Source organism: Carboxylicivirga litoralis (assembly GCF_025499605.1).
Classification (GTDB): domain Bacteria; phylum Bacteroidota; class Bacteroidia; order Bacteroidales; family Marinilabiliaceae; genus Carboxylicivirga; species Carboxylicivirga litoralis.
Genome location: NZ_JAFMVC010000001.1, coordinates 143,570 through 169,342 on the forward strand (window position 1 = coordinate 143,570; position 25,773 = coordinate 169,342).

At 38.6% G+C, this 25,773-nt stretch carries 16 protein-coding genes; 9 read left to right on the forward strand and 7 right to left on the reverse strand.

Annotated features, from left to right (window positions below; genetic code table 11):
- Nucleotides 1–282: 282 nt before the first annotated feature.
- Nucleotides 283–1,173: a 4-hydroxy-tetrahydrodipicolinate synthase gene (gene dapA, locus J1N10_RS00630; protein WP_262324735.1), complete on the reverse strand. Its 891-nt coding sequence runs from the start codon at nucleotides 1,171–1,173 to the stop codon at nucleotides 283–285.
- 167 nt (nucleotides 1,174–1,340) lie between these two features.
- Between dapA and J1N10_RS00635 the strand changes: the two genes are divergently transcribed.
- Nucleotides 1,341–2,012, forward strand: a complete 672-nt coding sequence (locus J1N10_RS00635) for a hypothetical protein (RefSeq protein WP_262324736.1) — start codon at nucleotides 1,341–1,343, stop codon at nucleotides 2,010–2,012.
- Between the two features lie 152 nt (nucleotides 2,013–2,164).
- Nucleotides 2,165–3,709, forward strand: a complete 1,545-nt coding sequence (locus J1N10_RS00640) for a sensor histidine kinase (RefSeq protein ID WP_262324737.1) — start codon at nucleotides 2,165–2,167, stop codon at nucleotides 3,707–3,709.
- Between the two features lie 9 nt (nucleotides 3,710–3,718).
- Here J1N10_RS00640 and J1N10_RS00645 read toward each other — a convergent pair whose 3' ends face one another.
- On the reverse strand, nucleotides 3,719–5,359 hold the full coding sequence (locus J1N10_RS00645; RefSeq protein WP_262324738.1) for a M56 family metallopeptidase: 1,641 nt from the start codon (nucleotides 5,357–5,359) through the stop codon (nucleotides 3,719–3,721).
- A gap of 10 nt (nucleotides 5,360–5,369) precedes the next feature.
- Complete coding sequence (locus J1N10_RS00650; RefSeq protein WP_262324739.1) at nucleotides 5,370–5,729, reverse strand: BlaI/MecI/CopY family transcriptional regulator; 360 nt, start codon at nucleotides 5,727–5,729, stop codon at nucleotides 5,370–5,372.
- Between the two features lie 181 nt (nucleotides 5,730–5,910).
- On the opposite strand from J1N10_RS00650, the gene J1N10_RS00655 reads away from it, so the two are divergent.
- The 3 genes from J1N10_RS00655 to J1N10_RS00665 are packed head-to-tail and all read left to right on the forward strand — an operon-like array spanning nucleotide 5,911 to nucleotide 10,350.
- On the forward strand, nucleotides 5,911–7,158 hold the full coding sequence (locus tag J1N10_RS00655) for a hypothetical protein (RefSeq protein WP_262324740.1): 1,248 nt from the start codon (nucleotides 5,911–5,913) through the stop codon (nucleotides 7,156–7,158).
- A 4-nt stretch (nucleotides 7,159–7,162) separates the two neighbouring features.
- Entirely contained in the window at nucleotides 7,163–7,939 is a 777-nt protein-coding gene (locus tag J1N10_RS00660) for a polysaccharide biosynthesis/export family protein (protein ID WP_262324741.1), read from the forward strand.
- Between the two features lie 38 nt (nucleotides 7,940–7,977).
- Nucleotides 7,978–10,350, forward strand: a complete 2,373-nt coding sequence (locus tag J1N10_RS00665; RefSeq protein ID WP_262324742.1) for a polysaccharide biosynthesis tyrosine autokinase — start codon at nucleotides 7,978–7,980, stop codon at nucleotides 10,348–10,350.
- Between the two features lie 149 nt (nucleotides 10,351–10,499).
- Here the strand turns inward: J1N10_RS00665 and J1N10_RS00670 are convergent, their stop codons facing one another.
- Nucleotides 10,500–12,554, reverse strand: coding sequence for a tetratricopeptide repeat-containing sensor histidine kinase (locus J1N10_RS00670; RefSeq protein WP_262324743.1), 2,055 nt, complete (start codon nucleotides 12,552–12,554; stop codon nucleotides 10,500–10,502).
- A 212-nt stretch (nucleotides 12,555–12,766) separates the two neighbouring features.
- On the opposite strand from J1N10_RS00670, the gene J1N10_RS00675 reads away from it, so the two are divergent.
- From J1N10_RS00675 to gap, 4 genes are all read left to right on the forward strand, one after another.
- Complete coding sequence (locus J1N10_RS00675; protein ID WP_262324744.1) at nucleotides 12,767–16,060, forward strand: YCF48-related protein; 3,294 nt, start codon at nucleotides 12,767–12,769, stop codon at nucleotides 16,058–16,060.
- Nucleotides 16,061–16,265: 205 nt separating this feature from the next.
- The gene (locus J1N10_RS00680; protein ID WP_262324745.1) at nucleotides 16,266–16,733 is read left to right on the forward strand and encodes a hypothetical protein; all 468 of its coding nucleotides are present in this window, start codon (nucleotides 16,266–16,268) and stop codon (nucleotides 16,731–16,733) included.
- Nucleotides 16,734–16,957: 224 nt separating this feature from the next.
- A complete protein-coding gene (locus J1N10_RS00685) occupies nucleotides 16,958–17,086 on the forward strand; it encodes a hypothetical protein (protein ID WP_262324746.1) in 129 nt (42 codons plus the stop codon).
- A gap of 246 nt (nucleotides 17,087–17,332) precedes the next feature.
- Nucleotides 17,333–18,340 carry a type I glyceraldehyde-3-phosphate dehydrogenase gene (gene gap / locus J1N10_RS00690; RefSeq protein WP_262324747.1) on the forward strand — a complete coding sequence of 336 codons (1,008 nt, stop codon included), beginning with the start codon at nucleotides 17,333–17,335 and terminating at the stop codon, nucleotides 18,338–18,340.
- Nucleotides 18,341–18,421: 81 nt separating this feature from the next.
- Here the strand turns inward: gap and J1N10_RS00695 are convergent, their stop codons facing one another.
- The 3 genes from J1N10_RS00695 to J1N10_RS00705 form a co-directional block, all read right to left on the reverse strand.
- Nucleotides 18,422–19,429, reverse strand: coding sequence for a PorP/SprF family type IX secretion system membrane protein (locus J1N10_RS00695; protein ID WP_262324748.1), 1,008 nt, complete (start codon nucleotides 19,427–19,429; stop codon nucleotides 18,422–18,424).
- Nucleotides 19,430–19,447: 18 nt separating this feature from the next.
- Nucleotides 19,448–24,013 carry a T9SS type B sorting domain-containing protein gene (locus J1N10_RS00700; RefSeq protein ID WP_262324749.1) on the reverse strand — a complete coding sequence of 1,522 codons (4,566 nt, stop codon included), beginning with the start codon at nucleotides 24,011–24,013 and terminating at the stop codon, nucleotides 19,448–19,450.
- Nucleotides 24,014–25,257: 1,244 nt separating this feature from the next.
- Complete coding sequence (locus J1N10_RS00705) at nucleotides 25,258–25,737, reverse strand: SRPBCC family protein (RefSeq protein WP_262324750.1); 480 nt, start codon at nucleotides 25,735–25,737, stop codon at nucleotides 25,258–25,260.
- Between the last annotated feature and the right edge of the window lie 36 nt (nucleotides 25,738–25,773).

The window sequence follows — 25,773 nt, forward strand, 5'->3', positions numbered from 1 at the left end:
CAATCCATGACTTAACCCTGCATTAATACGCAACAACATAAGACCTGAATACCAACTCAGAGTGTTTTGACAGTAAGACTATTCAATATTTATTCATATTTCCTTCAAGCATGATTGAATACTCATTGAAGGAACTTCGAAGAAACTTCGTTTAAACTTTGTATTAGATGTATAATTATTACATTGCTGCTCCCTTTTAGAGAAGCTTCCGTTTAAGACATAAAAAAAGAGCATTTCCGTTGAAACACTCTTTTTTATCCAATCCAACAACAACTAAATTATCTATATAATATTTAGTTTTCTTAATTCATTAACTAACTGAGCCTTGGTATTATCTTCCATTGTACACATTGGTGAACGGAATACCTCTTGTACTTTTCTCATCTCAGCCAGCGCTGTTTTTACCGGAATAGGATTCGATTCGATAAACATTAAATCCATGAGCTCGCGGTATTTATAGAAAATAGTATTCGTAGTTGCCACATCTCCTTCTAAGGAAGATTTCATTAACTGCGAAAATTCTTTAGGAATCACATTGGCTATGACTGAAATACATCCATCGGCTCCTAATAAATTAGCGGATGAAGCTAAAAAGTCATCTCCACTGTAAACTACAAAACCATCCGGACGATTAGCGACTAATTCGGTGAAGAGCGCTAAATTACCTGAAGCTTCTTTAATACCTACAATATTATTAAAGTCATTGCCCAGCTTAATTGCGTTAGCCACTGATATGCTTGAACCGGTGCGACCAGGCACATTGTAGAGAATAATAGGCAAATCAATCGCTTTTGCCACGGCAGCAAAATGCAGGTACATGCCTTTTTCGGTTGGCTTATTATAATAAGGACCTACAACTAAAATGGCATCCACACCTATAGCTTCTGCTTTACGTGAATATTTTATACACTCTTGAGTCGAATTACTTCCAGTGCCAGCAATGATAGGAATTTGACCTGCCACTTTTTTCACTGCCCGTTCGATTAAAAAAGCATCTTCATCACCGGTTAAAGCAGGTGTTTCTCCTGTTGTTCCACAAACCACCAAACCATCTGTTCCATTCTTCAGATGCCACTCAATTAAGCTATCGAAAGCATCCACATCAATCTCTCCATTCTCCAGAAATGGCGTTACTATAGCAACAATTGAACCTTTTAAATCAAATTTCTTCATATATCTTTCTTTCGACCAAAGTCAAATTCAACTAGTTAATATCATTAATCTGGTCTCAAAAATATCAATTGCAATGTGTTTATGAAAGTTTTTCAACAAAAAAAACTTCTTTATAACACTTTGTTAATATCTTAACAATTAATATATTTGCACAAAATAAAAAGAGTATGAAGACTGTAAGCCAGGCCGTAGAATCGGTAATCAAAGTTAAGCCATTTGTGATTGAAGCCTTATGCGAAGGACTATTGAACATCTCATCGTTAGCGCGCCAGATACAACCGATGGTAGAAAAATTAACGGAGAAACCAGTTAAACAAGGAGCTATTGTAATGGCATTGAACAGGCTTGCTCCACAGCTGGATTATTCGCTTAACAGGAATCTTCAAAAACTACTGGAGTCATTGGGTGATATAATTGTTCGTTCAAATTTAACGGATTACACCTTCAGAAACAGTAATACAATTTTTAATAGTCACACAAAGGTGATGCAGGAAATAAGTAATCACCAGGATGTGTTTTACACCTTAGTACGAGGTGTTTTTGAATCGAACCTGGTGGTGAGCTCGGCCTATGAAGATCTTGTGGAAAAGTACTTTGCAGCAGAAGATTGCTTGTTACAACAAAGCGAATTATCGGCCATCACCTTAAAACTACCAGCTGACAATGTGCAGGTTACAGGTTTTTACTACCACATTATGAAAGCCATTGCCTGGGAAGGCGTTAACATCAAAGAGGTTATTTCGACCACCAACGAGTTTACTATTATTGTGAATGACGAAGACGTTGACCGTGGTTTTACCATTTTGAAAAATCTAAAAACAGCTTATAAAAAGAAATAAGATAATATGAAAAAATCCATCCATGAGGCGCTGGCTGTGCAATAAAACACCATGTAACTAATCTTTTTTGACATTGAATCGTTAATTATATTAACAACCTAATTTCGTGCAGCTTATTAGCGAACTAAAAGTCAAACCCAAGTGAATTACGGATGGATGAAAATGAGTTACTAAATGAAGGTGAGCGATTAAAGCGCGAAGACGAAATCCTACAAAATGAGAGCAGCCAACTTGAAGCGGTTAACTCGAATCTAAATGCTTTAATCAACAATCAGGATGCATCAATCTGGTCGATTGACACCCAGTACAATTATGTCCTTTTCAACGATTTTTTTAAACAGGTTAACAAAGACATTTTTGGCGTTGAACTAAAACGAGGCCTTAATTCACTTAGCATCTTACCTGCTGACATAGCTGACTTCTGGAAAGAAAAATATGATCAGGCTCTTTTAGGTAAGCAGGTGCGCTTCGAATTTGTCGCTGACACTAATGATGAAGCACACATATACGACATCGCGCTTAATCCTGTTATTTCTAAACAGAAAATTATTGGTGTCTCTGCCTTAAGCATTGAAATAACTGAACAAAAGAAAGCCGAGCAAGCATTATTGGACAGTAACACCAATATGTCTGCCATTATGGAAAATACCTTAGAAAGCATTTGGGCCATCAATACCAACTACGAAATACTGTATTCCAATACTGTATTTACAAACAGTTTTCTTAATAGTTTTGGTGTCAAACTCAAAAAAGGCACTAACCTGCTTGAATCATTACCCGATACATTAAAACCCGTTTGGAAAGCCCGGTACGACAGAGCGCTAAGCAATGAGCGTTTCTCTTTTGTAGACGAAATCAACCTTGATGAAAGCATAATTTATGTTGAAGTCTCGATGAATCCCATTATCAGGAACAACAAAGTTATTGGCGCCTCCTTTTTTGCCAATGACATCTCTAAACGTATTAATGCACTAAAAGCTCTGGAAGAGAACGAACAGCGCCTGAAAGAGTCGAATGTAACCAAAGATAAGTTCTTCTCTATCATTGCCCATGACCTCAAAAGTCCGTTTAATAGTATTGTTGGGTTAAGCGATTTACTTGTCAGTTCAAGTGAAAAAGGAGAAGATATTGAGCGCATAGCTAAAATCATTCAAAAATCATCGCATCAGGCCATGAACCTCATTACCAATCTTCTGGAATGGGCACGCTCGCAGTCTGGTAAAATTGCTTTCAATCCAGAATACTTTAATGTAACATCCATTTTAAGGGAAGAAATCACTGCATTTGAATCCAAATCCAATAAGAAACAAATAACCATTAACAACAAGGTAAATAGTAACACCATTATCTTTGCTGATAAGCACATGGTTAGTTTCATTTTCAGAAACCTTATTTCAAATGCTTTAAAATTCACCCATTGCAAAGGGCAAATTACTATTTCTTCTCAACTCAGAAATGAAGAAATCATTTTCTCAGTTATCGACAATGGCGTTGGTATTTACCCCGATGATATTCCCAAGCTTTTTGTTATTGATCAGAGTTACTCAACCATTGGAACAGATAATGAACAAGGAACAGGGTTGGGATTAATTCTTTGTAAAGAGTTTACCGGGAAGCATAAAGGGCGTATATGGGCGAAGAGTAAAAAAAACAAAGGCAGTGAATTTTACTTTTCACTGCCTGTAAATACGATATAAAGTAATACCCTATTCAAACTCCACCGGCACCACCAATGTTGTTGACACAGGTTTACCACGCTGCATACCCGGTTTCCAATCTGTTAATTCAGAAACGATTTTAACAGCCAATTTTGCTTCTTTTTCATCCAAACGTTCAAGCGCTTTTGTTTGACTTATGCCTCCTTTGTGCCCTACTGTAAATTGTACTTTAACCGTACCTGTTAAACTGGCTTTCTTTTTCTCCTGTTCAATACGCGTATATAAATTAGCAAAATAACCGTCCATACCACCTTTATAGCTTGGCATTTCTTCTACGACATAAAATACAGGTTTTCCGTCCTCAGCTGGAGGAGGCGGAGGGGGTGGAACCACTTCCTTCTTCTTTATAGTCGGTGGTGGTGGAGGGGGCATTACCTTACCTTTATATTTTGCCCTGTAAGCCGATGGATTTAATTGAAAGGCAGATTTACTAAGCATCACATCCATGCTTTTATTATTAATAACCTTAACCACCTTCGTTTCAAAGCCAACAAAAGAAAACACAATTTCATCGCCCACAGAAACCGGCAATTCAAATTGTCCCTTCATATTTGCAACAGTTCCAGTTGTTGTACCTTTAATTACGATACTTGTCCCAGGGAGAGGTGATGCCACTACTTTCTCATCAAACATTCCAGTATCAACATTTCTAATCATCTGCGTATCAATCTGACTAAAAACATTGCCTTTAAGAATAAACTCGTCTTTTTTATCCTGAACAAAAGTGTCGTTTATTGATTCAGAATTAGAACGATACTCATATACCGGCTCGCTAAAAGCCCACAGCAAACCACCAACCATTGGCAGCACCAGCAGCAACTTCAGCAGTCGCCATTTGGATTTTTTGTCGTTTTTCATCATTTTTAATCGTCGTTTATTTTGGGAGAACCGGAAGTGATTGGCTAGCACTGACGCTTCCGCTCCCATTGTTTCACAAATAATTGTTTGTATATAATCTTCATAGTTGTGCCCACTTTCGAGCACGCCCTGATCAGCTAAAAACTCCAGATTCTGTTTGACCACTCTGGCATAGTACCAGGCAAATGGATTAAACCACTGAAAAACAATAAACAGCTCACTCATTATCACATCAATCCAATGCTGTTGATTTAGATGCACCCTTTCATGGTTAATAATTTCGCTATTCTGAGAGCTCAGGTAACGTTCATGTTTTATAAATATCCTATTCCCGAAAACAAACGGCATTTCCACTTTCGGATGAATGCAAACGACCGCCCCTTTATAATTTACCTTGTGAGAACTTTTAGCCAATAACAGCATCTTAATCAGCATCATCGCTAATCTCATTACAAAGCTGACTGTTACAACTATATATAAGTACCAGACCCAGGCAAACCAATTAAAACTATTTGAAACCTCTTTTTCAACAGAAGTAGCTTTAACCTGGGATATTTCTACAGGCTCAAATAAGCTATTGGATGTAATTGGCTCTACAAACACTGTATATTTCAGTTCGGCCAATGGTAAACACAAAGCACTAACCAAACCAAGCAACAAGAAAAAGCGAACTGCCTTGTAATGAGCATCATTTCTTAGTAACAATTGATAAGTCACCAAAAACAATAACAGTATCAAAAATGACCTTGATAAATAAGTGAAAAGTTCCATGGGTTTGTTTTTATTTGGCTTTATCAGCTTCTTTTAATAATTCTTCCAAATCCTGAATATCCATATCATTATCCTTGGCAAAAAAAGCAGCCAAACGAGCGAAGCTTCCACCAAAGTAATTTTTAAGCAGGTGCTTCATCTGAAAAGATGAATAGTCTTCTTTAGTAATTAATGGAAAATACACGTAAATATTACCCACCTTTTTATAATCAACCACCTCTTTCTTTTTCAAAACTTTAAGCACAGTCGCCACTGTATTATAGGCCGGTTGTTTATCTTCAAATCCGTTTAGTATGTCTTTAATTATGCCCTCTCCCATTTTCCACAGGATTTGCATCACTTCTTCTTCCGCCTTCGTTAATTGTTTCATTTTAAAATAATTAATAACCTACTACAAGTATAATACTATATTATTAGTATTGCAACTATTTTCATAGTATTTGAATTGTTAATTCTTAATTTATTATGAAAACCAATAATAAATCACTGATTTAGTGAAACAAAGAATTTATGATTCCGTAATAAAAAAGCGTTGGGAAAATACCGTGTTTATGAATTTGAAAGCAATAGCATTATGTTGCTTACTGGTCTCGTATTGTCTTATTTCTGAGGGACAAGAGGCAGTGGGAAAGAATACAGAAAGGAAAGTTGAAGATACAATGTCGACATCGAGGGATACGATTGCGGCTAAACGTATAGCTAGTGCCAAAAATTTAGCAATGGCCGACTCATCTCTTACCGATTCCGTTGTAACAACTACGCCCTATCCTTCAACTACAGATACAACCCTCAACATACAAGAGGCAACTACAACAGTTATCAAAGGGTATAGTCCATTTACCAATTACACAGATACTTTTAAAGTAAACGCCACTATCCGCGATACGGCAACTGTCCCTGCACCTAATTTGCAACTACAAAAGAGACTTGCTGCCTTAAACGACACCACTATTCAACAATCTTCAGATAATTTCATTCACCAAAGCGATATTAAGTACTCTAAATCGTCGTTAACCGAATTATGGCATAATTATATTAACACTTCCTATACCAGCTCAGTTAGCCAAAATGATTCAGCAGCAATGATAATTGCTGAAAATATCGAAGAAAGAGCCAATGCATTAACCACAAACAACAATGCTGAATTCAAACAAGCAAGCAAACAAGACGAATCAAATCATATAACGCAAGTGATGTCTTTGGCAAAACCAGCCACTGAACAGGCAAAGCCTGCACCAACATTAGCCCATAATGATAGTATATGCTACTTTATGCAGATTGCGGCTGCCCGAACCGAGCTAACAACAACTGAAATTAAATTTGTCAACAAAACCAATGCTGACTATAGAATAATCACCGAGAATGGTTGGTTTAAATACCAGTTACCGTTAGGTTCCGACTACATTATGGCTCGTCAGTCCATTAATGCTTATCCGGGTAAGCAAGTATTTTTGGTTGCTTATAAAGGCCATAAACGCCTAAACCTTTGGGAGACGGTTAAGCACATTGAGCTACAAACACCTAAACAAGATGACCTTTTGTTTGTGGTGCAGATTGCTGCTAGTCGCAGCCCTCTTTCTGAAACAGAAAAGAACAAATTGGTTTCTCCAGCTGATAATGTACGTATGGTCCATGAAGACGGCTGGTACAAATACCAGATAATCACCGGTTCATCCTACCAACTAACCCTCAACAAATGTAAGTTGATCGGAATTAGCAAATCATTCCCTGTTGCCTACCTCAGTGGTGAAAAAATTGACATGGCACAGGCTATAAAAATGACAATAACTAACAACTAATATCATGAAAAAGACATTATCAACACGTGGGATAACCATGCTTGTACTGGGATGTTTGGCTTTATTCGGCACATCGTGCATCAGCCTAAAAAAGAGCGAATTGATACAACCAATATCAATTCCTGATTATAGCAACGAATTTGTGAATGAACAGCGCGATGCTTATCACATTAATGTTGGCGATAATTTATACATGAAAGTTTATAGCTCTGATGTAAAGACATCGAAATTTTTCAGAACTGACTTTCCTGAACTGATGAACGACTCCTACATTTACCTAAACTCTTACAAAGTAGATGAAGACGGTTATGTCAAGTACTCATTTATTGATAAAGTGATGGTTAAAGGCTTGTCAATCGAAGAAGCACAAACGGCAGTTCAAACAGCCGTTGAAGAGTATTTCGAAGATGTAACGGTGCAAATAAAGCTGGTTAACTTTAGCATTTCCATCATCGGTGAAGTCAATAAACCTGGCAACTTCAACATCGACCGCGAGCAAATCACTATTCTTCAAGCCATTAGCATGGCTGGTGGATTAAAAGAATTTGCCAAAGCTGATGAAGTTCGATTGGTCAGAAAAAGCCCCAATGGAACAGTTGTTAAAAACCTGGATTTAACAAATAGCAAATTACTGGAGTCGGAGTATTTTTTCCTCTTACCCGATGACGTTGTTTATGTCACGCCTCGTTCCTCAAAGTCATTTGCATTCGAGAAATTCCCATATGGTTTATTTGCCGGAATCATCAGTATTGGCCTTTCAATTTATGCCATCACCAAGTAAATGTGGCGTGTTTAATGTTCTACTAAACATGATATAAGATGACTACGAATACAAGTCCTCAGGCAAACTTTGATTATTATCTGAAGCAGATAATTAAAGCCAGCAAATACTGGCCAATTATGGCCATATCGGTTATTATTGCCCTCGTTGCAGCGTTTTACACGAATGCCACAACATTGCCTGAGTATCTTGTATCCACTAAAATTCTTGTTCTGGATGAAGAGCAGGTTGATCCAAACAGCATTCTTGGTTTAAGCGAATTCAATAAGTCAAAAACCAAGATTGCTAACCAGAAGGGCATTCTTAAATCGTATGAATTCATTAAAGGAGCCATTAATGGACTTGATTTTGAAATCAATGCTTATCAAGAAGATGCCTACGGCAACCAAAAGCGTATTTACCCGCTGTCGGATATAAGAATTGCTTACAATGCTTTTCATCCGCAGTTAATTAATACGCCTTTTCTTGTTGAATTCATGGACAATGAACAGGTACGAATTAAGGCTACAACTGAAAACGGTTCTTTGTATAACTACAGCACTGAAACCTTTACTGCCAAAGGAATTACGATTGAATTAGATACGATTATTAAATTCAACGAGCCTCTAAAAACAGACATCGCCTGTTTTACAGTTGATTTTAACAAGAGTAAACATGCCAACAGTAGTTTTCAGTTTGAATTTCTAACCGACCATCATTGCGTTCAGCAGTTTAGTAATTTCACCATCGATGAAGAGCCGCAATCATCCATCTTAAACGTGACTTTTAAAACGAGTAACACCAAGGTTGGAACAGCTTTCTTAAATCAACTAACTGCCGCCTACTTAAATAAGGATGTTGAAGGAAAAAATAAGGCAAAAGAACGCACCATTGACTTTATCAACCAACAACTGTTACAGGTATACGACTCACTCAGCTATACTGAATCGTCTATCCAGGAGGTTATTGACAACAACGGAGGCATTGAGCTGGAAGTGAAGCGAAGTGCAATATATGGCAAGCTGGATACTTATCAATCCAAACTTTCGGAGTTAAACATGCAATTGCGTTATTACGACTATCTGCAAAACTACCTCAACGAAAACAACTCTCTTGAAAATGTTGTGCCTCCAACCTCAATCAAACTAGACGATCCACAGTTGACCAAACTGTTATCTCAATTATTTTCGGCCTATATGGAAAACGAAGATATTGAAAGTATTACCAAAAAAGACATCCCGCATTTAGCACATAACCGGGCTGAAATTAAGAAACTGAAGCGAACGATACACGAAACGCTTGACATGTCGACAACTACACTCAGACATGAAATCAGCACGCTCGAAAACAAGCTTATGCAAGTACAAGATGATTTAGGCCAACTTCCTCAACATCAACAAAAAATAGTTTCAATACAGCGCAAGCATAAGATTAACGAGACGCTTTACACCTTGCTTCTAACCAAAAAATCAGAATTACAAATAGCTAAAGCTTCCACACTTCCAAGTCATGAAATATTGGATTTGGCACGCGCAGATCAAGCTAAATTAGTAAGCACGCTACCATCAAAAGTGTACATTAAATTTCTGGCATTCGGTTTTCTTTTACCTACTGGTTTTATCTGGCTGATACTCTTTTTTAACGACCGTATTCAAAGTAATGAAGACATTCAGATGATTACTAATTCTCCTATGGTGGGGCATATTATTCATAACAAACGCCAAGATCAATCAATAGTAATGTCGCGACCCAATTCGCTGGTGGCCGAGTCGTTCAGATCTTTACGCACCAACCTGCAACATCTTCAAGAACCTAAAGATAAACAGGTAATATTAACCACCTCGGGTAACATGGGTGAAGGTAAAACCTTTATGTCTATCAACCTGGCGGCTTCTTATGCGCAAACAGGTAAAAAAGTAATAATACTTAACTTCGATTTACGCAAACCTAAATTAGAACTATACCTCAACAACGACACAAAAGAAAATCAGGGAATTACCGAATACCTGACTGGTTTCAATACTAATATTGAGGAACTGATAAATCCAACACAGCAAGACAACTTGTTTTATATTGCAGCTGGAGCTAAACCATTGAATGCCTCTGAACTACTAACCAAAAGCTCATTAATCAAAGAACTGATAAAAAAACTGCATCAACAATTTGATTACATCATTTTAGATACACCTCCAATTGGTCGAGTAGCTGATGCCATTTCGTTATTACCGTTTGCCGACACACACTTATTTGTTGTTCGCCATAACCTATCGCGTCGTCACCTACTAAAGCAGCTGTTTAACGATTTACAAGATAAAAACATCAACTCCTTCAAGGTGGTCATCAATGGGATTAACATTACGAGCAACCGCTTGGGATATGGCCAAGGTTATGGATACGGATATGGGTATGGATATGGGTATGGTCATGAGTAATCATATGATTTTCAAACATCCAATTACATCATTCAACATTCACTCGTGAGCAGGTATAAACCATACTTAGCTCATACACCAATAGCACACCGGTCATCCATTCACATTGCTTAACTGACCTTTGTTTCTATCACAACAAACAACCTACATTATATCGGCAACCTAAAACTAAAATGCGAACCTTTTCCTTCCACAGAAGATAACGAAATAGTTCCATTTAATAATTGCACCAGATTTTTGGTAATGGTTAACCCAAGGCCATTCCCTCTATTCAGGTTACTTACATCATTTTTCACCTTTAAAAAACGTTCGAATATTTGCTTTTGATGGGCTATATCGATACCTAAACCTGTATCTTCAACAAAAAAATTCACAAACTTCCCCTGAACCTGAAATCCAAGTTTCACATAGCCTTCCTTAGTGAATTTAAGAGCATTACTAACCAGGTTATTTAATATCTGCTTTAACCTTAACTCATCCGTTGTTATAGTTACATTACCCGATGGTACATCTAAAATGAGGTTAAGCTCTTCTTTTGATTTATATTCTTTCGAATTCTGAAATTCACTATAAACCTGCTCCATTAATTCCTTGACAATAATTCTGCTTGTTGAAATTTTCAACAGACCAGATTCAATCATAGAAATATCAATTATATCGTTTAGAAGATTCAATAAAGTATCGCCGTTACTTTTTATCATTTGTGCAAATTCAATTCTCTCCTCTTCTTCAAAATCTGGCTCAAGCAGCAATTCAGAAAAACCTACAATGGCATTCATAGGCGTGCGAATCTCATGGCTCATGTTAGATAAAAAGGCTGTTTTAAGCTGGTCAGCCTCTTCTGCTTTCTGCTTCGATTTTAACAGTTCTTTTTCAGTTTGCTTATGCTCTTCTATTTCTTCTTCCAGACTTTCAGTTCGACGCTTAACTCTTTCTTCAAGTTCTTCGTTAAGCAATTGCAGCTTTCGTTTTAACTTCACATTGGACAAATACCTGAAATAAATAACCACTACAACAAGTACAAGTAGTATCGTAAAATACACAAAGCTGTATATGTAATTTTTACTACGCTCAATCTCTAAATCGCGCTCAACAATGTTATTTTTTAATACCAACTTATCTTTTTCAAGTTGCTGCTTGGTATAATCCAATTCCAATTGTGCAATTCTGCCCAACTGATCAACCGAAAGAACCGAATCTTTCAATTGAGAATATAGCATGTATTTATCAAGGCTTTCTTCAAATTCTCCTTTCTTCTGATGTATCTGCGATTGTAATCGATAATTCTCCATGAGCATTTTAACCAAACCCGATTGCCTGGTCAGATCAATGCTTTTGTTCAAACATATATTTGCCCTGTCTAACCATCCTTTTGAAACATAAACCTTAGCCTCATTTTTTAAGGTGATAGCAGCCAGATTACTCAGTTCGTTCAAGCGACTTTCTTTTAAGGAAAGCTCATAATAATAAAGTGCACTATCTAACTTACCTGAAGTTCGGTACACATTTCCAATATTATTTAATACTGCACAGTGCCTTTCTTTGAGTTCTAAGGTGACAGGCTTATAAGCTAAGGCCTTTCTGTAATAAAAAAGCGCAGAATCGTTTTTTTGCTGATACCAATAAAACGAACCCACCGAATTATAAACGGTTGCTAATACATCGGAATGGGTTTTGCATCCCAAATCAATGGCAGTAAAATATAAATCTCTCGCCTGGGGATAATTATTTAAGTTCCGATAAAGAATACCTAAATTATTGATTGAATAAATCAAGCCGGTTGTATCGCTTATTTCGGTATAAATACCTTTAGCCTTTAAATGAAACTCCAGGGCCTTTTCGTACGAACCACTATACCTGAATATACTACCAATTGCGTCCAGGCAATTTGCTATACCTTGATTTGAATTACTCTGAATATAAAAATCCAATGCTTTGTTCAAATTAGTATAAGCAGCATCGTTTTGCCCTTGCAATTGCTGGTTTTTGGCAAGATAAAAATAGGCCTCAGCCAGGCGGAAGGTATCCTTTGCCAACGTTGCCTTCTCTATTTCAATTTCTGTTTTTTTTCTTTCCTCAGAAAACGTCAATTCTTTTTTGGCAACAACATCTTTTCCTAGTTTAATAATAGAACCAAATTCTGTAGGTACATTATTATTTGCGCAGGCTAGATTTACAGTTATTACAGCAATAGCACATAACATTAGATACCCTGTAAAGTTGAATAATTTTATGCCACCTTCCATTTCTTGACTCGCAAAGATAAAAAAATGACCAAACCTTTTACCCAGATAATCAAACCAATGGATGAAAAACTAAAACAGCACATAAGGTTTAATACACATTATGATTGAAACTTTAAAAATGCTTATCTTTTGGAGGTCTTATAAAAAATATAACAACCCCAAATCTTTATATGATGATAAAACAATCATTAGGAAAACTCACCTCACTCCTTTTGGTGGGTACATTATTACTAGGTAACACCTCTGTTTTTGCACAGAAAAAAAAGAAAAAAGAGGCTGAAGAAGAAAAATCAGCTATCAATAGCGAATTGGTATCTGGATTAAAATTACGCAATATTGGTCCGGCATTTACTTCAGGTCGTATTGCCGACTTCGCTGTTAACCCCAATAACCACTCCGAATTTTATGTGGCAGTAGCCAGTGGTAACATCTGGAAAACAACCAATAAAGGCATCACATTTGAACCGGTGTTTGACAAGTATGGCTCCTATTCGATTGGTTGCCTGGCGATGGATCCGAATAACAGTAATGTGGTTTGGGCTGGTACCGGTGAAAACAACCACCAACGTGCCTTAGGATATGGAGATGGCGTCTATAAAACCGTAGATGGTGGTAAATCGTGGAAAAACATGGGTTTAAAAGAGTCGCGTCAAATTGGAATGATTCTGATTGACCCACGTAATTCGGATGTGGTTTATGTGGCTGCTGAAGGTTCGGCCTGGGGGCCAGGTGGCGAGCGCGGCTTATACAAAACAACTGATGGTGGCGAAAACTGGACTAAAGTACTAGACATTAGCGAGAACACCGGCATCAACAATATCATTTGCGACCCGCGTAATCCGGATATTTTATACGCCACTTCTGAGCAACGTCGCCGCCGTGTACATACTAAAGTTGGTGGTGGACCAGAGTCGGCTGTTTATAAATCGACCGATGCAGGAAAGAACTGGCGCAAAATAATGAAAGGCTTGCCGTCAGAACACATTGGTGGTATGGGCATTGCTATCTCACCACAGAATCCCGATGTGTTGTACATCATCGCAGAGGCAGCTAATAAATCAGGTGGTTTCTTCCGCACAACAGACCGTGGTGAATCGTGGAATAAAATGAGTGACCACCATTCAAGCGGTCAGTATTACAACGAGATTTACTGTGACCCGGTTGAGTTTGACAAAGTATATTCGGTAGAGACGATTTCACATGTTACTAACGATGGTGGTAAAACATGGCAAAGCATTAACACAGAAGACCGCCATGTTGATGACCACGCCCTTTGGATTGACCCCACGGACAATAAACACTATATGATTGGTGGCGACGGTGGAGTATACATCACCTACGATGAAGGTAAAGCCTGGCGTCAGGTAAGCAACCTGCCGGTTACTCAATTCTATCGCGTAACGGTTGATAACGAAGCACCTTTCTACAATGTTTATGGAGGCACACAGGATAATGCCACACAAGGAGGACCGGTTCGTAACACGTCTGAATTTGGCGTCACCTCAGGCGAATGGTTTGTTACTGTCTTTGGCGATGGTTTCTGGTCACGCGTTGACCCAACAGACCCGAATATTGTCTACAGCGAATGGCAATATGGTAATGTGGTGCGCTACGACAAAAAAAGTGGCGAGAAAATCACCATCAAACCACAACCTCGCAAAGATGAACTGACCTATCGCTGGAACTGGAATGCACCATTGATTTTGAGCAAACACAATTCTTCCACAATTTACATGGCGGCCAACAAAGTATTTAAAAGTACCGACCGTGGAAATACATGGGAAGTCATCTCTGATGATCTAACTGCTCAGATTGATCGCAACACCTGGCCGGTGATGGGCAAATACTGGAGTGTTGACGCGGTAGCTAAAGATGTGTCAACGTCGCAATACAATACAATTGTGTCATTGGATGAGTCGCCTGTTAAAGCCGGATTAATTTATGCCGGAACGGATGACGGTCTCATCCAGGTGACAGAAGATGATGGCCAAACATGGCGCAAAACATCTTCTTTCCCGGGTGTTCCTGAACACACTTATGTTAGCGACATTTATGCCTCTCGCTTCGATGAAAATGTAGTGTACGCCACTTTCGATGGCATGAAAAGTGATGATTTCAAACCATATGTATTGAAAAGTACAAATAAAGGACAAAGCTGGACTGCTATCACAAATGGTCTTCCTGAAAATGGAACCGTTCACACTTTGGAGCAGGATACAAAACGCAAAGAGCTCTTATTTGCAGGTACCGAGTTTGGTATTTTCTTCTCCATTGATGAAGGCGCCAACTGGACACAATTAAAAGCCGGTATCCCAACCATTGCAGTGCGCGATTTAGCTATTCAGGAGCGTGAAAACGACTTGGTGATGGCTACTTTTGGTCGTGGTTTTTATGTGCTGGATAACTATGCACCACTACGCGAATTAAGTAAAGAGTTAACCAACAAACCAGCACACCTGTTTGAAATCAAAGATGCCCCACTCTTTATGCAAACTGACAAAATTTACGGTCAGGGGGCAACCTATTACGGAGCTCCTAACCCTGAATATGGAGCAACATTTACGTTCTATCAAAAAGAAACGCCTAAAACAAAGCGTCAGCTTCGTCGTGAAAAAGAAAAAGAGTTGTTCAAAAACGGGGAGCGCATCCCACAACCAAGCTGGACCGACTTAGAAGCGGAAGAAAAAGAATTGGCTGCTTACCTGTTAGTTACCATTAAAGATGAATCAGGTAGTGTTATTCGCACTTTCACTAAAAAGCCGTCGAAAGGTATTACACGTTTCAACTGGGACTTGCAATACAATAGCACCAGGATGCTAAAAGCAAAGAAATTCGATCCTTTCAAAAAATCAGAAGGTGGTATTTTCGTTTTACCGGGCCAATACACGGTTGAAATTGCACAAATTAAGGATGGTAAGGCCACTTTGCTGGCAGAACCCAAACCTTTTAATGTAGTTGCATTGAATAACACCACACTACCAGCCAAAGATCGTCCAGCCATGGTGGCCTTCCAAAAAGAAGTCAGTGAATTGTCTAAAGCCATGAATGGAACACTCGCCTTAGTTAACGAGATGAAGCAAGACGTAGCTGCCATGAAACAAACTGCTTTGGTACTACCTGATGCTCACGAGGACGTGCTACCAGCTTTAAACGACATCGAAAAAGAATTAGACGATGTCTATTTCGCCTTCAGAGGCTTAAAAGCTAAAGCAAGCTGGGAAGAAGTGCCTCCTGCCGAAATGCCATTGATGAACCGCCTGAATAGCATTATTAGGGCACAAATCAATAGTACATCTGACATTACAACCACATCTAAAACAAGTTTTGATATCTTGAAAGAGAAATTTCCTCCTGTTTTAAAACAAGTAAAAAATATTGTAGAAACTAAACTGCCAGCCGCCAGAAAACAACTGGACAGCATGAATGCACCTTATACCAAAGGCCGTATTCCGCAGTGGAAGTAAAAAAATAGTGAGAGATGAGAATTGAGAGATGAGAAAATTACAAAAGTACATCTATTTTGTTTTTCTCATCTCTCAACGCTCACCTCTTCAGTCTTCTGTCTTCTGTCTTAAAACATCTTTTAAACTTCTCTTAACAAAAACAGTAGAATATCTCAAAGGTGTTTTCTATATTTACCGCATTAACTTTTAATACTTAAAAAATAAAATGACACCAAAAGCCATTTTGCCGTACATTGGATTCGGCAGCATCAAATTCGGGATGGAAGAACATGAAGTATCTAATTTCTTAGGCGATCCTGATGAAACAGAAGTACAAGATTACGGCGAGGGAGCCGAAGCTAACGTGCTTTATTTCGATGAAATGGGTATTTCCATGTCGTTTGACAAGGAGGAAGATTACAAATTAGTTGAAATTTCGTTTGAAACAGACAACTTTGTCTTGCACGATGCCATCAAGGTTGGTATGCCGAAAGCAGACTTTCTGGCAGCGCTTGAAAAACTAAACATGGGCGACTATGATTTAGAAGAAATGAGCGAAGAAGGCTTTGACGACAAAGAGTTGTATGTTTTTGAAAAAGAAAATATCAATATCTGGATGGATGAAGAAGCTGTTTCTTCTATTCAGATTGGGCCAGAATGGGTGGATGATGAAACTATTCGCTGGCCAGAATAAAAGACAACAAACTCCTTTAAAGCCCTGCTAAAGCAGGGCTTTTTTATTCATATCCATTCGTGTAAAAAAACAAGTGATTCGTGTAGAATATGCATCCATTGCCCAAGTAGAGAATAATTATTGAAACCCTACACCTGCTTTTGCGTTTACTTGCATGGAAACTAAAATATTTTGGAGATATAGAATTATCTTCTATTTTTACAGACAAAGTAAAGGATATAAAGATGAAAAAGATTTCGTTGATTGCCGCTGTTTTATTTTTGATGGTGTTGGGAATGAGTTCATGCAAGAGCACAGAAGATTGTCCGGCTTACGGTTCTACTGAAGTTGTTGACAACTCAGAAAGAGCATAAATAATACAGTTCAGAAAAGTATTACAGTAACATAAAAGGAGCATAGCACTCGCTTTTATGTTACTTTTTTTCGTTTTACCCCCCTACCGTTATCTACTTGTCTTCCAAGTAGTCGTTTTCATTTTTGCATTTTAAACTTTATTAAGAAAATCATTTTCGTATTTCTTGATGATTTAATTATGATTTGCTACTTTTGCGATGCATTTTTGAAGACCTTATTAAAACAATTCTTAAAAAAGCAATAAAATGTCAAAAATCAAGATTGGGATTAACGGTTTTGGCCGTATCGGACGTTTCGTTTTCCGTCAGGCTGTAGCTAAAGGAACTGTACAAGTTGTTGCAATCAACGACTTGATCGATGTAGATTACATGGCTTACATGTTGAAATATGATTCAACTCACGGTCGTTTCGACGGTACTGTTGAAGTAAAAGACGGTAAGTTAATCGTTAACGGTGATGAAATCCGTGTAACTGCTGAAAGAAATCCTGCTGACATTGCATGGGGTGCTGTAGGCGCTGACTATGTAGTTGAGTCAACTGGTCTTTTCTTAACAAAAGAAAAAGCACAAGGTCACATCGACGCTGGTGCTAAAAAAGTTGTAATGTCTGCTCCTTCTAAGGACGACACTCCTATGTTCGTAATGGGTGTTAACAACAAGAAGTACACTAACGACATGACTTTCGTGTCAAATGCATCTTGTACTACTAACTGTTTAGCTCCTATCGCTAAAGTATTGAATGACAAATTCGGTATCGTAGACGGTTTAATGACAACTGTTCACGCTACAACTGCAACTCAGAAAACTGTTGACGGTCCTTCAGCTAAAGACTGGAGAGGTGGACGTGGTGCTGGTCAGAACATCATTCCTTCATCAACTGGTGCTGCTAAAGCTGTAGGTAAAGTAATTCCTGAGTTGAATGGTAAGTTAACTGGTATGGCATTCCGCGTACCAACTCCTGATGTATCAGTAGTTGACTTAACTGTAAACTTAGCAAAAGGTGCGTCTTACGAAGAGATTTGCGCTGCAATGAAAGAAGCTTCTGAAGGCGAATTAGCTGGTGTTCTTGGATACACTGAAGATGCAGTTGTTTCTAACGATTTCATCGGTGAAACTCAAACTTCAGTATTCGACGCTAAAGCTGGTATCGCATTAACTGACACTTTCGTAAAAGTTGTATCATGGTACGATAACGAAATGGGTTACTCAGCTAAAGTATGTGAATTGATCGAGTACATGGAATCAGTAAAATAATTGATTCTCTCAATCATATTGAAAAGGCTTCCAGTTTTGGAAGCCTTTTTTGTGTCTAATAATTACCGAGCGCCAAAATAGTTAATAGCTAAGAAACTTGTAATTATGTCGTTTATTTCGTCTTTCAATTGAACAGGGTATTGCACTCTTACTCTTATCGCGACATATGCGGTAATTAACCACCAGCTGGTAAGTATTACCATAAGCCGAACGTGCCTTAGTTAAGCCAAATTGATATTCGAGTCCAACACTAAAGTTTTTGTACACCACTCCTCCTGTCACAGCCATTCCAAGCGATTTGCCAATCTTTTCTTCAGTGGTATGCCGATACGATACAAGTCCCCATGTGGCCCAATCTGGATCAGGTGTCGGCATATAAAGCTTTAAGTTAGCATCCATCCGGCTATCTACATACATATTACGTCGATAAAGAAACGTTGGTTCAATATAGAAATCTCGATCAGGAATTTTGTAGCTTCCCCCGGCATGAATATGAAAATCAGTGGTCAAATCGGGTTCATCCTCATGGGAATACATCGGATTGGTCTGTGGCAATAAGTTGGTTACTCCCACTCCGATATGGTAATCGTTGTATTTCAGCAAAACACCAGCACTCGCATTAAAACCCCAGCCACTTTCGTTACCACCGGTAATGGCCGGATCGAAGTAATCTGGATCTAACAATTCTTCCACCTGCAAAGAGCTCTGCTCCAAGTTAAAGGCTAAGCCAAACGACAAGGTCATCGCTCTTCTTTTCGTTTTTGTGAGCTGCAGCTCGTATGAAAAAGCCTGATGGAAGCCCATCTCTTTATAATAACCATTACGATCATTGTAAACATAGGTACCCGAGCCTAGCTGTTGCATGATCGGTATTTGAAAACTAAACACCTGATAAGTTGGTGCCATATCGGTTCCAAACCATTGTTTTTGAAATATACCGGTGGCCGTCACACAGTTTTTATGAAATGCGGCAGCTGCCGGATTCATCTGAAACAAATCATACACATATTGATTCGTCAGATAGTATTTCTGCGAATAGCCAATCTTTACAAGCAAAAGCAACAATAATATTACCTTGATCTTCCTCACAATATCAACAGTTAAGGTTTATCGTTTAATAGTTAGGTGACCTTTCAATATTTTATTGACAGGCATAAGTTGAATGACGTACCAATACGCATCGGACTGAACAGGTTTGCCCAGATACTTTCCATCCCACGGTGGATCACTGGCATAATACTCTGTTAATAACTTTCCATATCGGTCAAAGATCCGAATGATCGTATCCGGTAGCCTTTCCAGACCGCCAATTTGCCATGTATCGTTATAACCATCACCATTGGGCGTCAGAACTGGTGGAATGGCAATATCCAGAATATTATTCATGCTAATTGTATCAGCAGCCATACAACCATTCAAATCCTCCACAGTAAAAATATAATCCCCATTTGACAGGTTGGAGAACACATTACTTTCTTGTAAATCCTCTTCGTTAATAGCATATTGATAAGGCTCTGTTCCGCCATCGGCCAAAACAATAACCTGGGCATAAATCGTGGTATCCAGCGCAGCGACAACTGGCGTTGGATGCACAATCAGCTGCATGGTATCCGTAGCCCAAATACAACCATCATAAGCTCGCAACCAATACGTTCCTTCTTCTTGCAGTTCAATGGTTGGAAATACTTCACCAGTACTCCATTCGTACTGCTCAAAACCAGCATCGGCATCTATCCAGATGGTTTCCAGCGAACAGATTGCTGTATCATTCAATAATTCTAATGGAGCAGCCACTTTATGCTTGACCGTTTGCGAATCAAAACCCTGACATCCGAATTCATCTGTTACCACAACCGTATTCACAGTATCCATTAAGTTGGCGGTAATTAATTGAGTACTCTCTCCATTGTGCCAATCATATGAGGCGAAACCATCGCCGGCATCAAGCACCCATAATTCCGATGGACAGATGATCATATCCGGTCCTAAATCCACTTTTGGCACGGGTCGCCACATTACTGAACCTTCACCAGTTCCAACACAGCCATTTTCATCGGTTACTTTTAGTGAATACGCACCATTGGTAACCGTAATGCTCTGTGTTGTTTCACCCGTACTCCACAAATATTGATACGTACCAGAAGGTCCTGTGAGCGTAAACTCAGTTCCGGCACAAGCGATATTATCGGGCAAATCAACTTGCGGAGCAGCACTTAGTGTTACCGCTATGTTATCTTCGGCCACGCATCCATAATTATTCCACACCTTCAGCTTATAATTACCTGATTGGGTCACTAATAGTTCATGGGTATCTAAAGCCGGATTATCATTCCATTCATATCGGTCATGCAAACTACTCGGCGTAATACTAAGGCTAACATCACCACAAGCACTGATATCATCGCCTAAATCGACCGAAGGTGAAGGATGCACGTTAACCACCACCTCATCTGATGCTTCACAACCATTGTTATCAATCAGGCGCAAAATATAAGTTCCTGAATTAGTCACATCGTACGATGTATTTTCAATCAACAATGTCTCTCCTGTTGATGAAGCCTGATACCAACTATAGCTTTGTGAGTTAGCTGCCTCAGGATTAACCAATGTTATCGTCTCATAATCACAGACTGTTTGAGGCTGCCCCAGCTCTAAATTTAATGAAGTCACACTGCCCACATCAACCTGGTCACTTGCCTCACAACCAAACTCATCAACGACTGTAACAGAATATGTTCCCGGTGCATCAACTGAGTAAGTTGCCGTTGGCCAATCGCCATATCGCTTGGTGTCATCATTATTCCAATACAGGTAGTCTAAGGCTGCAGAAACCGGTGAGTGATAAGATTCTACATTTAATTCTCTAGAGTCACCATCACAAAGAGCTAACTGAGCCGGAAGCGTTACCGTTGGAAGCTCATGCTCATCCACCGTAATTTCATTGCGCTTCTGGCAAGTACCTGCCGTAGCAACCACTTCATAAACAGCCTCTGATGACACATTTGTAATTTGATTCTGGTCATCAAACTCAGGTCGTGCGACCCCATCAATTGTCCATGAATAAGAGTCATAACCAGGGCTGGCAATAACGTCCACTGAGTTTCCCACACACAAATCTTCTGTTATAATTAAATCAATTGGATTGGCTGTTTGAAAAGTAAACACAATTTCATCACTCACCGGACAGCCATTAACATCGGTTGCTTCAACCCGGTAACGTCCACTATTATCAACTGTTGAGTTAACAATATCATATTGATACGCCGGTGATGGATTTAAATCAACAACAGTTCCGGGATCATTATCCGGTTCAAATGTCCATTTAAAATCCGAATAGTTCGATTCATTTGAAATACTAATAGTAATGCCAACACACTCTTCCCTGTCGGGCCCCAGATCAATGGTAAGCGGCTGATGAAAGCTCACATCAACATCATCCGTAGCTATACAACCATTCTCATCGGTAACTTCCAAAGTATACGTTGATGATGACGTCACATCAATCGACTGCGTTGTTTCACCCGTGCTCCAGCTATACGAATTAAACCCGGACGGAGCTGTAATAGTTGCTGTACTTCCTTCGCAAGCAGCTTGATCACTAAGGTTTAAAACAGGCGATTCCACCACTGTAATATCAATCGTTTCGGTTTTTGAACAACCTTCTGCCGTCCAGACTGTGAGCGAATACGTTCCGCTTTGCGTTGGACGAATCCAGTTTTGTGACTCATCGGTATTTAAAACAACGCCATTAAAACTCCACTCGTAACGTTCGAAGTCGCTGGTGTTAGTTACAGCCTCCCCCTCACAAACAGTGGTTGTACTTAGGCTAATTTCAGGAACAGGCGCTATTCCAACCTGCACTGTGTCGCTATTGGTACAACCCATTGCATCAGTAACCAGTACACTTAGTTCTGACGCTGTTCCATCAGCTACAAATTGTGTTTCCGAATCATTATCGCCATTGCTCCACAAATAAGACGCATAAGCATCATCTAATGAATAGTCTATCACCTCACCTTCACACACCACGGTATCATTGCCCAATTCCACTTCAGGAAAAAAGAAATCAACATCCAGCGTGTCGGCTATAACACAGCCACCAAAGGCAACTTCAGACTCCACCCAATATTTGCCTGGTTCGGTAACTGTAAATATCCTGTCGGTAGAAAGCACCTGGTTACCTGTTTCGATTGAATACCAGGTGTAAGTTTTCATACCATCTTTCGCTTCCAGTTGTATTTCCTCGCCCAGGCACTTATCTCCGGCTCCACTGGCATAAAAGGAATTATAAGATGAAAAGTAGCCAAAACTGGCGCCTCCTCCGGTGATGTCCGAATCACTTTCATCAAGAATGCACAAATGAAATAAACCAGTTGAGTTCACTAATCGATACGGCACACCAGTACTTAAGTTATTTAAGTTGACAGCGCAACACACCCAGGCCTCCTGACCGGTATCCTGACCAGGTACGGTTTGCCAGCTATTAATGTATTTATTTACATTTATATCATGCCCGGTATTATCATAAAGACTGAAGTTTTTTACATCTTTTCGTTTGATAATAATATTGACCCAAAAATCGCGGTTAAACACCCGCGTAAACGAAACGCTGTTGGAACCATTACAACTGTAACTTGGTAAAATAGCACTTCCTATTTCATTGGCAATCGTGCTGGCATTAGGATTAACCAAACCAGTTAACTGGTAGGCATATACACGTTTGGTGGCATAAATAAATAAGGCATGGTCCGAAATATCAAACTCCGCTATCTCACCTTTATTTAAAGCCTTTGTATTCTTAGTGGTGTTATTTGTAAAAACCAAGGTATTATCCTCAATGGCCATCACAAATACCTTTTGAACCGAGTTTTGGTTCTTATAACTGGATGCTGCTTTACTGGTATTAATGGCCACATACTCATTACCAATCACATTAACCGGAATGAGTTGATCACCTATTAAATCATTCGGAAAGTTATCAACATCTTCAATAATGGCGTCGTCGGATATGGTAACGGCGATCCGCTTATCTGCGGTAATTTGTGTTCCGGCCAATGCGGCTGATGTAGATATATCGCGACACTCAATGCAATAGGTTTGTCCCTGGTTCAGAATAATATCAAATGGCTCACCTGCCGAATGGCCGGTTATATCAACAGAAGGAGTAATGGTAACCGTTGTATTGTCTTCGCTAGCAACAATATCTGCTTTTTCATTGGCATTGCCACCATATTCCGAATTGTTACTATAAACATTTTGCGATGGGATAAAAAACTCAAACCCCAAAGCATTATCCTCTTTCAGAATAAACTTATCAGGATTATCAACTGCGCTAACATCATAGTAGGCAGCAATATCGGCACTTGCCCTTATTAAAATTCCTTTGTTATTAACCTGGTTAGCAGGTCTGTTTTCCACATCACTCTTATTTAGCTGAAAGCCATAATGAGAGTGGGCTCCCACAGTTTGTTTACCCAATATTTTACCGCCTTGTGCCGGTAAACTAATTGTTATAGTTGCGGCTTCATCAAAGGTAGTTACCCTTAACACAACTGGCTCATCGCCACAGCCTTCCCACACGTCAGGTGCTGCAAACCAAAACTCACGACCGATCTGACCATTGACCGTTGTATACAACGTCAATAGTAGAAGATAAATACAAATTCTTCTCATGTTGGTTAATGTAAGGTGAGATGTAAGATACCGTCCAACTCTCACTTGTTATTACCAATGTTACAATAAATATAACCACCTACACTATGTAACCCCCTATGTGATATACTTCTCTACATTTTCATGCAAATTTTACGCATCTGAATGAATAAAGGTTGCAATAAACCTTACTTTTATTAACATTAAGAATCAATCAACCACTACTAGTACACACATCAAATCCCTAATATCATGCACTTTATGATACTACTATTGTTTGCATATTTAATTATCTTTATATCCCTAAAAAAAATATCACAAACGATAGAAATTTTATACACCAAACTTTTCATAGGAAAGCACTAATAACTCTTGCGTGTTAAGGCATGTTTAATGCAAAAATTGAAATACATCAAGAAATAAAATAATATATCAGACTAATTTACTGTTATTTATAATAAGAACAGGTATCAAAAGTACCAGGTGCAAGTTCTAACCTTTTAAGTTCCCAAACCCAGATGTGAAAATCTAAAAATTGTCCTACTTATTAATAAACCTTCAACGACTCATGATAACCTGTTCATATAACTCTTTAGGATAAATGACGATTGAGCATTTACACAATAACATAATAATAGCAAATAGCACGAATGTCAATACTTTTGCAAAAGAAATTAATTACAATGTTATTTTTTCTGAAATATATCAGCTTTGCCAAATAAAAATACACCAGACAGAGAAGCTCTATATAATCAATCTCTAAATGGAAATTCTTTCTTTTCTATTACCGATTAGAAAGCCTAATTCTTCCATTCTGATTTTATGATAGTTGGTCACATTGAGTTTTCTACCTCTAAATGAAGGATAAAATTCTCATAAATCAAACTCAAGCTCCGCTTCATTCTCCTGAAGGCTGAAAGTAAGATATAAATAAGCATCATCGCTATTGGACTTAACACGTAACAAATACTCTGACTATACCCTATTATTCGAATCTCTATTTTCTGACAGGAATTTACATCTGAGGAAATAAGCCTCGCTCTCAACGATGAAAACACACTATAAATATCCAAGGAAATAACTCCAGAAAAGACACCGTGACTTTTATTATTAATGGCAATGCGTCCTTTCAACAACCACCTATTAAGCCATCATTAACAATTACCCATTTTAACTGATCGTCTCCTTTACTAAAATCACAAATTATTTTGGTTGGCATTATATCCATAGCACAAAAACAATTATATAATTCTTATTTCATCACTTTATGAACACAATCTATTATTCCTTACGAAGTATTCATCTATGGCTTTCTTTCTATAGTCAAATATTTGCTTCAAGCGATTCGTAACTACCAGGTAATTACCTAATCGACCCAATAATCCCATTGGCAATTGATAACTCACAATATCAAACATTTCAACACCACTACCACTTGGTTGTAATCGATGTTGGTGGTGCCACATTTTATAGGGTCCTACACGTTGCTCATCAACAAAATAATCTCCATGCTTGATATGTGTAATTTCTGTGACCCATTCAGTTGTGTAAAATGGTAAAGGCCGTACTCGATAATGTATAATCATTCCTTCGTACATTTGTGAGGGCAAATCAGAAGTCAAAATTTCAAAACCCATCGATTGTGGCGTAATCCTGTTCAAATTTGATGGTGTGGCAATAAAATCCCACACCTCTTCAAGAGAAGCATCAATATATTGACGACATGTAAATTGATAAAAAGCCATCTTCAAAACGTTCTTTCTTACCTGACAATAGACCCA